10 protein-coding genes are annotated in these 13493 nt (G+C 48.4%); 3 read left to right on the top strand and 7 right to left on the bottom strand.

Annotated elements, in window-relative coordinates; genetic code table 11:
- Nucleotides 1–29: 29 nt before the first annotated feature.
- The 3 genes from ACOQOZ_RS05860 to ACOQOZ_RS05870 are packed head-to-tail and all read right to left on the bottom strand — an operon-like array spanning nt 30 to nt 2902.
- Nucleotides 30–380 (bottom strand): GFA family protein, encoded by a 351-nt coding sequence (locus ACOQOZ_RS05860; protein WP_420591345.1) that lies wholly within the window; start codon nt 378–380, stop codon nt 30–32.
- A 55-nt stretch (nt 381–435) separates the two neighbouring features.
- Nucleotides 436–1878: an exodeoxyribonuclease I gene (gene sbcB, locus ACOQOZ_RS05865; RefSeq protein WP_420591346.1), complete on the bottom strand. Its 1443-nt coding sequence runs from the start codon at nt 1876–1878 to the stop codon at nt 436–438.
- A 52-nt stretch (nt 1879–1930) separates the two neighbouring features.
- Complete coding sequence (locus ACOQOZ_RS05870; protein ID WP_420591347.1) at nt 1931–2902, bottom strand: alpha/beta fold hydrolase; 972 nt, start codon at nt 2900–2902, stop codon at nt 1931–1933.
- A 181-nt stretch (nt 2903–3083) separates the two neighbouring features.
- On the opposite strand from ACOQOZ_RS05870, the gene ACOQOZ_RS05875 reads away from it, so the two are divergent.
- Nucleotides 3084–5810, top strand: coding sequence for a DUF349 domain-containing protein (locus ACOQOZ_RS05875; RefSeq protein ID WP_420591348.1), 2727 nt, complete (start codon nt 3084–3086; stop codon nt 5808–5810).
- A gap of 207 nt (nt 5811–6017) precedes the next feature.
- Nucleotides 6018–7193: a helix-turn-helix transcriptional regulator gene (locus tag ACOQOZ_RS05880; protein WP_420591349.1), complete on the top strand. Its 1176-nt coding sequence runs from the start codon at nt 6018–6020 to the stop codon at nt 7191–7193.
- A gap of 8 nt (nt 7194–7201) precedes the next feature.
- Here the strand turns inward: ACOQOZ_RS05880 and ACOQOZ_RS05885 are convergent, their stop codons facing one another.
- The 4 genes from ACOQOZ_RS05885 to ACOQOZ_RS05900 form a co-directional block, all read right to left on the bottom strand.
- Complete coding sequence (locus ACOQOZ_RS05885; protein WP_420591350.1) at nt 7202–7657, bottom strand: hypothetical protein; 456 nt, start codon at nt 7655–7657, stop codon at nt 7202–7204.
- A 1011-nt stretch (nt 7658–8668) separates the two neighbouring features.
- Entirely contained in the window at nt 8669–8917 is a 249-nt protein-coding gene (gene tusA, locus ACOQOZ_RS05890; RefSeq protein WP_420591351.1) for a sulfurtransferase TusA, read from the bottom strand.
- 3 nt (nt 8918–8920) lie between these two features.
- Complete coding sequence (locus ACOQOZ_RS05895; RefSeq protein WP_420591352.1) at nt 8921–10135, bottom strand: MFS transporter; 1215 nt, start codon at nt 10133–10135, stop codon at nt 8921–8923.
- 211 nt (nt 10136–10346) lie between these two features.
- Nucleotides 10347–11633, bottom strand: coding sequence for an acetyl-CoA C-acetyltransferase (locus ACOQOZ_RS05900; RefSeq protein ID WP_420591353.1), 1287 nt, complete (start codon nt 11631–11633; stop codon nt 10347–10349).
- A 323-nt stretch (nt 11634–11956) separates the two neighbouring features.
- Here ACOQOZ_RS05900 and ACOQOZ_RS05905 point away from each other — a divergent pair, with 323 nt between their 5' ends.
- Nucleotides 11957–13375, top strand: coding sequence for a 3-oxoacyl-ACP reductase (locus ACOQOZ_RS05905; protein ID WP_420591354.1), 1419 nt, complete (start codon nt 11957–11959; stop codon nt 13373–13375).
- The last annotated feature ends 118 nt before the right edge of the window (nt 13376–13493 follow it).

Genomic DNA, 13493 nt, shown 5'->3' on the forward strand with positions numbered 1-13493 from the left:
CATAAAGTACGTTATAGCAGAGATAAAACTTACAGACTGGCGCCGTCAAAAACTTCAAATGGCAGATCTGCAGCATCCAGGCCATGGATACATCCCAGATTGATCCGGTAATGGCCAGGCTTTCTCAGTGTCTGATGAAATGGGTAGATACCACAGCGATTACAAAAGTGGTGCTGCGCAACGTCGCTACCAAACTCATAGGTCGACAAACAGTCACCAGAAATGTCTATACTCAGCTCATCCGGAGCCAATACAAAAGACGACATAGTGGCGCCTTTACGCACACACAACGAGCAATTGCAGCGCAATCCCGATGTGATGGTGTCGGCATCAAACTGAAACCGAACCGATCCGCAATGACAGCTTCCACGATAGAGCATACTTAATTCCCCCAGACTTTAAGGTCAACCAGAACTGACGCTCTGAAAACCGCGATCAGTAGTCAGTGTAAGGAAAAATCGATTCGGCGTATAACTGCAGATCCTGAATCCATTGCAGCTTTACCGGATCATCCATAACTTGCTGCGCCGCTAACTGTAATTCATGCGCGAATTTTTCGTAATTTAACAGCGGCGAATCAGCTACTCCCTGAATCAAACGCGCCTGGCGATGTTGCTCCCAACGCTCGCGTTCGTCTTCATTTAAGGTATCCGGGTAATTACGTGCGCGGTAGCGAAATAACATCTCTTCACCACGCGGGTCTGCAAATGGGGCTGGCCAGTCTGCCAGATCCCAGTCCGACAACCGATGTAAATCGTTCATCGCACTTTTATCCTGAGCCGAGAAGAAACCGCTGTATAAACGTGCATCAACATCCGGGCTGTCGCTGAATTCGCGACTGCTGAATACCTGATGCAGTTTGGCGGTTAAGTCCGCTCCATTCTTAATCATCGCCAGGTGTTGGCGCAGCGTTTCACCGGATAAATTCCAGCGTTCTGCCTGATCCGGCGTCAGTGTTTTCGCCGGTGCAACCACGGGTGACTTATTGATATGAACTTCTTTCAGCGGTAAACGTGTCATGCCATCCGGCATATCTGCGGTTTTAGTGAATACCCGCTGCTGAATTTCCTCGGCGCTCAGATCAAACAACGGCGCAGGGTCCTGGTGTAAATCGTAAACAATGACACTGTTTTTATTGCTCGGGTGCCAGCATAAAGGCACCACCACGGCCATGCAGCCCTGCTCGACCGGAAACATACCGGAAATATGCATCAGTGGCTTATTGCCCTGAACATCAATCAACTCTGCGACTTTTTGCTTGGTGCGTAACTGGTAGAGATATTGATAGAGCTTAGGTTGCTTGTCTTTAATCAGCCGTGCCAGAGCAATGGTGGCGCGTACATCAGATACCGCATCATGAGCCTTTCCATGATCCAGGCCGTTTGCTGCCGTTAAATGCTCTAGCTTAAAACTGACTTTGCCGTCGTCATTCTTCGGCCAATTGATGCCATCCGGACGTAATGCATAAGCACAACGTGCAACATCAAGAATATCCCAGCGACTATTGCCGCCCTGCCACTCACGGGCATATGGGTCATAAAAATTGCGGTATAAGCCGTAACGGGTTACTTCATCGTCGAACCGAATGCTGTTATAGCCTGCACTGCAGGTGCCCGGAACACTGAACACCTCGTTAACCTGGCGAATAAAATCGGTCTCCGGCAAACCTTTTTGCTGACAATCCTGGGGAGTAATGCCGGTAATCAGAACCGCCTGAGGGTGCGGCAGGTAATCGTCCGCGGGCTTACAGAACAACTCAACCGGCTGCTCTATTTCGTTCAGGTCTTCATCCGTGCGGATGGCTGCAAATTGCGCCGGACGATCCCATGCAGGGCTGGCGCCAAAGGTTTCGTAGTCGTACCAGACGATACTGCTCACACATTGTTCCTCAAAGCCACATCAACATAATTGCTGATGTGGCAGATTGTAATTAACCGCCGTTGGCTGATTTGTACGGCAAAGTGGCGGCCCGGCCGTTTTGCAGGAAGTCGGCAGCATCACGCGCGGTTTGCAGCGGCAGTTCTTCCATTGGCATATGGCCAACACCTTCATAAGTAATAACACGGGCGTTCGGCAGGTCTTCGCGGAATCGCTCCATGGTAGTAAGAGGTACCCATTGATCTTCCTCACCCCACATCAGCAGAGTTGGCGTACGAATTTCTTTAACCCGATCACCCAACCCAGGGTTCTGACTCTGTTCTTTCATGGTGCGGAACACATTTACCAGTCCCTTGCGGTTGCCCGGGCGCAACGTCAGATCGTGATAACGCTTAACCAGCCTTTCACTGACTTTGGTTTCATCGCCGTACGCTTCATGCACATTCGCCGAGACGATAAAACGCGGCATCATTAAGGTGCTCATTTCACCAATCACCGGCAGCGCAGCAAAATTCATAATAAATGGCATATCCTGCGGGTAACCTGCAGCATCAATCAGAATCAGCTTTTCCACCAGATCCGGGCGGTGCAACGTATAGTTCCAGGCAATATAACCACCGAGCGAATTACCTGCCATAAAGGCCTTACGCACACCAATTTTTTTCAGAAACTTATCGAGCTTATCGACCATATAGCCAATTTCGTAACGCTCCAGCTTAGGATCAGGACCGGTCAGGCCGTGAGCTGGCATATCGATACGAATGATGCGATAGCGATCTTTTAATTCTTCTACCCAGCCATCCCAGGTGTGTAATGAAGACGCCACACCGTGCAGTAATACCAGCGCTGGCCCCTGACCTTCATCACGATAATGAATGACCAGATCATCAACGGCGAGAAACTTCGACGTGTCGTCGGTGTAATTGCGGGTCAGCTCTGACAGTGGACGTGAGCCAATGCCCATGGATGCACAACCTGTCATGATCAGCAGGCTGAATATTACGAGAATCTTGCTAATTTTCATGCGTTTCCCCGAGCTATCTTATTATTGTCTTTGGTCTAAGCAGTGGTTTGTTTCTGGGTAAGAAGGCGCGACTTTACCACATCCTGAGCACTAATGTATCCGTTCCTGCTCTTCCCCTTTGGCGCCCGCCCTGTAAAATGAGCCGGCTTTTTTTATGTGACATCTGCAATGGAATCCATCGATGGCTTTATTAAGTAAGTTCTTCAAACCCGAGTTATTTAAACCTAAGTGGCAACATGACAACCCGGAAGTTCGGCGTAAAGCCATCGCAGACCTGAAACCCGGCGAACAATTGTTAAATTACATCGACACCGAAACCGTTGCCGAACTTCGTCAGATTGCCATTGCTCGGATCACCAACGATCAGGAACTGGAAAAACTGCTGTCACACAGCAATAAAGATGTCCGAGAGATGACTCGTCAGCACTGGCTGAAAAGTCTGCTTTCCGGCCAGTCAGAACTGTCACAAATCACTGACAACAACACGCTGATTCGCATCGCCTCTCTGACCGATGATCAGCAACAACGACTGCAGGCAATCGAGCGCATTACCGATCAGCAACAACGCCTGACACTGGCAATGGAAAATCCGGTTGCCAAAGTTCGTCTGGCTGCCGCAGAAGGCATTGATGATGCCGATAAACTGCAACAGCTGATGAATCACGCCCAGGGGAAAGACAAAGCGATTTATCGTTTATGTAAAGACCGTCTGAATGCTGGCAAAGCGGAGCGTGAAGCCCAGCAGGCTCTGATCGAAAAAATTAATGCGCTGCTGGCGAATGCTCAGCAACTCAACCGACTCGGTTACAACCCGGAATTTAACGGTCGCTTTCAGGTATTAAGCAAAGACTGGAGCAGCCTGAAAGAGGCAGCCAATGCAGAGCAAGTGACTCAGATAGACACTGAGCTGGCAACGGCAGCGGCAACCCTGCAGCAACATGCCGAAGAGGAAGCGCGTCAGGCTGCAGCCAAAGCAGAGTCCGAGCAAGCACAACAGCAACAGCAATTGCTGCTAAACCAATTGCAAAGTTTGTTGGATGAAACCATTGTTTCAGCACCGTCTGATTTACACGAGCAAATTACCGCACTGGAACAAAACTGGAGCAAAGCAGCGACTCAGCATAAAGCCAATGCCGAACAAAGCCGCCAATTTGAAAACCAGCTGCAGCAGCTGTTAGCGATACAAACTGCTCTGAGCCACTTCGCTGAGAAGGAAAACGAATTAAAAGAATGGCTGGAACAAAAACTGCCATCCGATCTGCGCGGTTTAACCAGCATCCGCAAACAGGCGCAACAATGGCAAAAGCAATTGCACTGGCCTACCACCGACAACGCACCTCAGTGGGTCGGACAGATTGCCGCCAAATTAGACCAGGCCAACAATCAACTGGATGAATTGGCTAAACAACAAAAGAGTCGTCTGCTGGCCATCGACGAGCAACTGGTGAAGCTGGAAAAAGCGCTTGATGAAGGTCATGCCAAAGACGCCAGCAAATTAAATCAGCAGCTCAACCAGAACCTGCGTCAGGTCGACAACAAAGCTGCAGCCAGTCAGCAACGTCAGGCCAAAGCTCTGGCAGCACGTCTTAATGAAATGCGTGATTGGCAAGGTTTTGCCACCACTCCGAAAAAAGAAGCGCTGTGCCTGGAAATGGAAGCTCTGGTTGATGCAGATATCGACCCGGCACAACTGGCCGAAAAAATTCACGACCTGCAGGACCAGTGGAAAGCGCTGGGCAGTAGCCAGCCGGATAAAGAATTATGGCAACGCTTCCAGGCCGCCGGTGATAAAGCCTTTGATCCATGCCGTGATTATTTTGCTCAACAGGCAGAAAAGCGTCAGCAATTTATTGAAGCGCGCCGCACTCTGACCGCAGAGTTACGCAGCTACGAACAACAAATGGATTGGTCAGGCGCTGATTGGAAAGTGGTTCAGAAAACACTGGAAGCAGCACGGGAAACATTCCGCAGCTACTCGCCGGTTGATCGCGCGGCACACAAGGAAACTCAAAATGATTTCCATGCCGCGTGCGACGCCATCTATGACCATCTGAAAGCAGAGTACGACCGCAACCTGAATGCTAAGAAAGCGCTGACGGAACAGGCTCAAACGCTGATTGAACAGGAAGACCTGAGCACAGCGATTGAATCGGTCAAACAGCTGCAACAAGATTGGAAAGCCATTGGCGTAACTCCACGCAATCCGGATCAGAAACTGTGGAAGCAATTCCGCAGCCATTGCGATGCAATTTTTGCCCGACTGGATAGCGAAAAAGCCCAGCGAAAAGCCGAAATTAACGACGCCGTCGTTGCTGCAGAAGCGCTGGTACAACAAGCGGAAGTGTTAGTTGCAGAGTCCGTCAGTGACAATGCAGCAATCTCCGCAGCACAAACGGCGTTAGCCGATATCAAACAGCAGTTCAGTGACATTGAATTACCGAAGAGCGCTCATCAGCGCCTGGTGAAAAAACTGCAAGCTTGCGACAAATCCCTGAGCGAACAACGCCAGGAATTGAAGCAAGCCGCAGAAAAAGCTCGCTGGAACGGTCTGATTGATCAATTACAAGCCATTGCCGAACAAGACAAAGCCGCATTCGAAGCCGCTGGAGATTTACCTGCGGGCTACAATTCTGAATTGTTTGCCCAGGCAATTAACGGCGAACTGGCAGCAGATAGCAGTGATGCTCAGGCTATTGTGATTGCTATGGAAGTGCTGGCAGATGTTGAATCTCCAGAAAGCGATAAATCACGACGAATGGAATTGCAGGTTCAGAAACTGGCTCAGGGTATTGGTAATAACCAGAGCAAGGATGTCGAGCGCCAGCAGCTGATCGAACAGTGGCTTTACGCCGGAGTTAATGACCAGTTCCAGAGCCGCTTTATCCAGGCATTAAAAGCCAGTCTGTAGCGGCCAGTTTAAAAGCCATGACACTGAAGCCGTACTTAACATATTTAAGTGCGGCTTTTTTATGTCCGGCAGATGGCCAATACCACCCGTGATTCAATAGTTTGCCCTACTTATAACTAGTACTTTTCACCTATTAACAATTATAACAAGTGACAACGCCCTGCCAGCCAGTACTCTTGCCCGCATCTGAGGAATGTCTGAACTCTTATGCATTTAACACCTACCTTGACACATTCGGAACAACGACAACCGGTTGATGAAAGAGACCTGTTTTTAATCGATGCCCTACTTGACGCCAGCCGCATCAGTAATGGCTGGCAAAAATTTCTTGATGCTTTCAGAGATCACTTTCAACTCCATTCTTGTCATATCTATATCTCCTCCGTTAACGATATGGCACCGCGCTTTCAGGACTTCAGCGGCCCCCAGCCGTCAGACTGGCAGTTAAAAGAGTACATGGAGAAGTATTTCCATACCGACTATACCCACCTGGCAATTTTAAGAGGCACTCCCGGAAACTGGTATGCCAGCAACCTGCTGCCGAACAGAGCGGAAGTCGAAGCTGCGCCGGTTTATAACGAATGGTGCGTACCAAACGGTATTATCTGTGTTGCTGGCTGCTGCCTGTTCCGAAATGAAAACTCCGTGTGTGTATTTGTTCACAACCGCGGTCCTGAGCATCAGGAATACAGCCATGAAGAAATCAGACGTTTTTCTGCACTGACTTCCTATCTGATGAAAGCCGTTCAATTGCGGATAAAGCTGGCCGAGGGCAACCACGATCGTCTGAGAATAAAATCAATCCTGAATAAATTCCGCCTGCCCGTTGCCAGCTTAAATGAGTTTGGCGAAGTGATTGCCCAAAACGATCTGATGCGCCAGCTACTGCAAAGCCATCACAACCTTCGAATCAGCCATGATAAAGAGTTGCAACTAAGCCAGCAGGATAAAGATAAACAATTTAAAATGGCCATTGCCGAGCGAATTGCCAGCGCTAAAGGCCGATCTCTGAGCTACCAGGCCGAAACCTTGCTGATTCCGGCAGAAGGTCACATTCCAGAGTATCGTCTTGGCATTGATCAGATTGTTGAAGACTCTGGCGATGGTGACAGTGTTTTTGTTGGCGCACTGGTTTATGCCGTGTCCCCGGAAATGCTGATTGCTCCGAGCGAACGTCAGTTAATTCATCTATTTAACCTGACACCTGCGGAAGCGCGTTGCTGCCATTTATTTGCATCGGGGGTATCGCTCAAAGAAATTGCCGAGCAGGAAAACAAAAGCATTAATACCGCACGTGAACAACTGCAGAACTGCTATCGAAAAACAAACAGTAAAAATCAGCTGGAACTGATTAACCTGCTGGCAGGATTACCAGCAGGTTGATGAGCATATCACTCGACAATTGAGCTAATATCAACTCCAAAATTCATGATAAATGCACCTTTTGTATCTTTAGGTTCGCTATTAGTAGCAGCTAAGTCCCAAGCGTAACCAAAGTTAACGGCAAAATCTTCTGAGACTTGATATCCAAGTAATAATCCAACAGAAAAGACTAAATCACTACTTTCATTTTCATTAGATTCATCTTTATCATCTTTATCCTGACTGATTTGATTTAACATGAATGCTGGCATAAAAGTAATGTTATATAAACCACTATCATAATCTTGACTTGCCCACCCTTTAAAACTCAGACCAGCAAACGCTCCCTTTAGGGGAGTTATATCGCCCCCATCCCTAAGAGCCAAAGCATTAATTCCCGGAACAAATGTTACTGTTTCATCCGAATAAGATTCCGATGAAACAAAGACTATAAAAAGGATAATTCCAACAATAGTTTTTTTCATATTGACTCTCCATAATCAACGAGCAAATTAGGCTCTTCATACCAGATAAAATTCAGACACACCAATCCCTTTAACAGCCAAAAGAAGAGAACGTTCGGTAGAATCCGAAAGATGGTTGATATTAGATCTTTATCTACATTGCACATACCCCACACATTTAGGGTATTTGCAAAAAACAGTATTTCAAACACAGACAACTAGCACTTTACTACTACGACAGCCTTTACCCCAAAAGCATCTACCCCCTACACTTTAGAGTTAGTCGAACACTCCAAATCATATTTTATAATCATGAGTAGCCAACACCTCACACAACTATTATCCGCAGCCAATCTATGTGAAAATGGCTAGCAGAATTTTTGAATATTTTTCTGAAACATTTCTCTCTTCATTACTGCCATTTATATATCTGACCAACAACGTTTAGCACCTCGATTTCAGGAGTTGACAGGAACACCACCGATACCGGCGGTTTTAAACAATATCTGAGAAAGTACATTAGCCTGGGCGCGGCACAACGTTTTATTATTGAGAATGATACAGCTAAGTTTATGCTACTAACTCATTACTGGATCCCGATTCATATTAGAATACAGCGACTTATAAGGAATGGACTTACTAGCAGGGAATCTGACAGGACCGTGCCAGCCAATTATTCAGAGATGAACGCGGGATATCTGGATTCTCCCGTAACCGGATCAAGCCCCAGTGCCTATATAAACCTGATGAAATCGAGCGCATAAATACACTGAATCCTTTTATTGCAAAAGCATTAAAACAGCGAGTCGAATTTTTGAAATCCAATAGAATAAAAAGCAACTATAAGCATTATTATTGCCGTTGAGCAGATACTAGAAAAAGACGACCAATCCGACGAGATGTATATTGGTGCGTTTTTCTACTTTTTAATAAAAAATCAACCCCCACCAAAAACACAACAGTAAAAATCAGCTGGAATTAATTAACCTGCTGGCTGGATTACCAGCAGGTTAATCTCATCGAAGGTGGCAGTCACTCTTCCTCTGACTGCTTACAAATCAGGAAACGATAAACACCGTCAATTTCTTCGCTGGCTAACATTTCCTGATCAAGGAAATTACAGAACTTCAGAAAATCACGCTTGGTGGAAGGATCGGTTGCCTGAATTTCCACCACGTCTCCGATTTGCATATCACGAATCATATTGTGCAACATCATCACCGGCTCCGGGCAAAACAAACCTTTTGCATCCAGGTGGTGGGTAATTTTTACATCGTTCATGGCTTAGACAGAACTCTCAGATTTTTTAGAAACAGAAACAATCAGATGTTGCTGAACGGCTCGCCAGACAACAAATAAAGCAACGATACAGAGAACAGCAGCCAACATAAAGTGGCCGTCATACCCCAACATTTTCGCACTGAAGCCAGACAAGGAGCCTGCAATCAGGCCTGCAATCACCACCACACAACTCTGCAAGGCATAGTCTGCCGCAGCACTGTGTTCACGACAGCGATCCATCATTACCGTAAATAAAGCCGCTGTCGCCATGCCACCAGCGATGTGTTCCAGTACAACCGCCAGGTAAATATGGAACATATCCTGACCGTTGATGCCGAGATAACTTAACAGGGCAAAGGTTTCTAGCAGCAGAAAACCCAATAACGCCGCTTGCCGTCCCAGCTTACTGACCAGCCAACCACCAGCTAAAGCACCAAACAATCCGGCGGCAAAACCAACGGAGCCCAGAATCAGCCCCATTTGTTCCAGTGTAATACCCTGATCAAACAACATAGGGCGAATCATCTGGGTGCCAAAGGCATCACCGAACTTGAACAGAAAAATCATCAGCAGCCATAACCAGGCACCAGGTTCTTTAAAGAACGCCAGCCATAATGGCCAAACCGGCTGGTCATCCACCACGTGCGCTTTTGGCTTAAAGTTCCACAACGGCAAGGTACCCAGCACCATCATGGCCGCCAGTAATAACAAAGCGCCCTGCCAGCCAAACACGCCAAAAAATGACACCAGCACACCACCCGCCAGCACCATACCAATACGATAACCGGCAACCTGAACGCCATTACCGATACCACGCTCCGAGTTACTGAGGTTTTCAACCGCCAGCGCATCCGTGGCGATATCCTGCGTGGAGATAAATAAATTGAGACAGAAGATTAATAATGCAAAAGTCACCATCCCCTGTTGCACCCAGTATTCCACCGGTGTCAGCGCCAGAATGACCAGCAAAGCGGCGGCGCAATAGTTCATCAAAATAATCCAGCTGCGACGATATTCATCGCGGAATAAACTGACGTTATCCAATAGCGGCGCCCAGATAAATTTCAGCGCCCAGGGCAACGCCAGTAACGACAATAAGCCAATAACGGTCAGATCTAATCCTTGTTCACGCATCAATACCGGCATTGCCTGGCCAAAAAAACCATGGGGTAAACCCTGAACCAGGTAGAGAAATATCAGTGCGATCCATTTTTTCATTGAAAGTATCCGACGTTACAGGCTAAGCACGAGACAGGCATCATAATAAATTCCAGCCATAAAAAAACCCGCTGTGTCAGCGGGTTTTCAGCGTACCTTTTCCCGGTATTAAAACCGACGCAGGTATCTTGCGGTGAGGGTGTAGCTAAAGAGTGTAGGTAAACCTACTTTCAGGCACCTGATAACAAGGCGCCTGATTCCTCAAACGTGATTAGTCACGTTCCAGGATTGCAACAGCGCCCTGACCACCTGCAGCACAGATAGAGATCAGGCCACGGCCAGAACCTTTCTCTTCCAGCATTTTCGCCAGAGAAGAAACGATACGACCACCGGTTGCAGCAAATGGGTGACCTGTAGCGATAGAAGAGCCACGTACGTTCAGCTTGCTGCGATCGATTGAACCCAGAGCAGAGTCACGACCCAGACGCTCTTTACAGAATTTCTCGTCTTCCCACGCTTTCAGGGTAGAAGCGACAACACCAGCAAATGCTTCGTGGATTTCGTAGAAATCGAAGTCCTGCAGCGTCAGACCAGCACGATCCAGCATGTTAGACACAGCGTATGCAGGTGCCATCAGCAGGCCTTCGGCATCTTTACCAACGAAGTTAACCGCAGAAGTTTCGTAGAAGCTCAGGTAAGCACGAACTGGCAGGTTACGCTCTTTCGCCCACTCTTCAGAAGCCAGCAGTACTACAGAAGCACCATCAGTCAGAGCAGAAGAGTTAGCAGCAGTCAGAGTACCTTTACCGGATTTCTTATCGAAAGCAGGCTTCAGAGTCGCCATTTTTTCCAGGTTAGGTTCACGCGCAGAGTTGTCTTTTTCCAGACCCTGGAACGGAGTTACCAGGTCATCGAAGAAACCATCTTCGTAAGCTTTCAGCAGGTTAGTGTGAGAGTTGAATGCAATCTGATCCTGCTCTTCCTGACCAATGCCCCACTCTTTAACGGTGATTTCAGTGTGCTCACCCATAGACATGTTGGTACGTGGTTCGCCGTTACGTGGAACCAGTGGCGCCAGGTGCTTAGGACGAATCTTAGACAGCAGTTTCAGACGCTCACCCGTGGTTTTCGCACGGTTAACGTCCAGCAGGATTTTACGCAGACCTTCAGAAACACCAATTGGCGCATCAGAAGTGGTGTCAGAACCACCCGCGATACCTACGTCGATATGGCCCAGTGCGATTTTGTTAGCAACCTGCATACAAGCTTGCAGACCCGTTGCACACGCTTGCTGGATGTCTGTCGCTGGAGACATTGGGTCCAGAGACGTGCTCAGCAGAGTTTCACGCGCCAGGTTGAAATCACGGCTGTGCTTAATTACAGAACCAGCAACGAATTCGCCGATTTTTTCGCCTTGCAGGTTGTAGCGATTAACCAGACCGTTCAGTGCTGCAGTCAGCATGTCCTGGTTAGAAGCGTAAGAATAAACGGTGTTAGAACGAGCAAATGGAATACGGTTACCGCCAATAATGGCAACGCGGCGTACAGTCTGGGTCATGTGTTAATCCTAAATAAAAACCAATAACCTGGCAGAACGATCACTCTCTGCCTGAAGAAGCCCGCAGTCTAGCTTTCTATATAGTGCAGGCATTGGCTGAACTGACAGTCAGCTTGGCGGCTCAGGTCAATTTAACTACTTATAGATGTTGCTGTAATCTGCGCTCCCGGACACCGGCCTCAGATTTAGCCGTCCGGATATGAACAGGCGCCGGACATCGCGCCAGGATGCAGAGACGACATAGCAACACACAACCGGCAATTTTTTCAGCCAACCGTGAACGTCTTATTAACCAGATAGCAACTCTTTAACGGAAACGTATCATGAGTAACTTTTACGAAACCATGCTGAACAACAAAACCGGCCGTAGCCTGCTGAAAACCGTTGGTCTGCCGACTCCTATCGATCTGAAGCGCTACCGCGCAGATCAGGAAACTTACTTCGAAGGCAAAGTACTGGTAGGTGCTTCTGAAAACGCCGCTCTGTTAAACGACCTGATGCGTAACCTGGCGGCAGCTAAAGCCACCGTATGCTTCCCGGCTAACGCTCACACTGCTGCGGCCATCGTAGCAGCAGCTAACAACGCTGGTGTAAAAGCAGTTGGCGTTGAATGTTCTAAAAACATGACTGACAAGTTTGACGCTTTCGTTTTTGATGCGTCTGGCTTCCAGGAAGCATCTGATCTGGATCAGCTGTACACCTTCTTCAACCCGGTAATGCGTAAACTGGGCAGCAATGGCCGTGTGATCACACTGGGTCGTCCACACCTGAAAGCAAAAACCGGTGAACAAGCAGCTGCGATGCGTGCACTGGAAGGTTTCTCCCGTTCTGTTGCTAAAGAAATCGGCAAAAAGAGCGCGACTTCTCAGGCGGTATACGTGGAAGAAGGCGCAGAAGCGAACATGGACCCTGCGTTCCGTTTCGTGATCTCGGCTAAGTCTGCTTACGTTGACGGCCAGGTAATCACCGTACGTAAAGCCGAAGAAGTTGCATACCCGGACTGGCACAAGCCGCTGGCGGGTAAAGTTGCTCTGGTAACCGGTGCTTCCCGTGGTATTGGTGAATCCATCGCTCGTACTCTGGCTCGCGACGGCGCTCGTGTACTGGGTCTGGACATTCCACCAGCAGAAGCGGATCTGAACCGTGTTATGGCTGAAATTGGTGGTGAAGTACTGCTGGGCGATATCTCTTCCGCCGAAGCACCACAACAGATTTCTGACAAGCTGAAAGAAATGGGCGGTGGCGACATCATCGTTCACAACGCTGGTGTTACCCGCGATAAAACGCTGGCGAACATGCCTGAGCATTGGTGGCACATGACCATCGACATCAACCTGTCTGCTGAAGAGCGCATCAACCACGCACTGTTCGAGCAAGGTACTCTGAATGCCGGTGGCCGTATCGTATGTGTATCTTCTATGAACGGTATTGCTGGCCAGGTTGGTCAGACTAACTACTCGGCTTCTAAAGCAGGTGTTATCGGTTACGTTCAGTACATGGCTGACGAGCTGGCGGCTAAGAACATCACCATCAACGCCGTTGCTCCAGGTTTCATTGAAACCGCGATGACGGATGCTATCCCATTCATGACCCGTGAAGTGGGCCGTCGTCTGAACTCTCTGTCTCAGGGCGGTAAGCCAGTAGACGTTGCAGAAACCATCGCGTTCTTCGCTAACCCGGCGTCTTCCGGTGTTACCGGCAACATCGTACGTGTATGTGGTCAGTCTCTGGTTGGTGCATAAACACTCTCCAGGCTTCAGAGCCGCATTACAAACAGGGCTGATTCTCTGTCCTGTTTGTCCCTCCTCTCTTTTGCTCTGCATTCCCCCTTAGACGTTGTTCTTATCAACACATTTTCGC

The sequence above is a fragment of the Bacterioplanoides sp. genome (assembly GCF_965219715.1).
Classification (GTDB): Bacteria; Pseudomonadota; Gammaproteobacteria; order Pseudomonadales; family Oceanobacteraceae; genus Bacterioplanoides.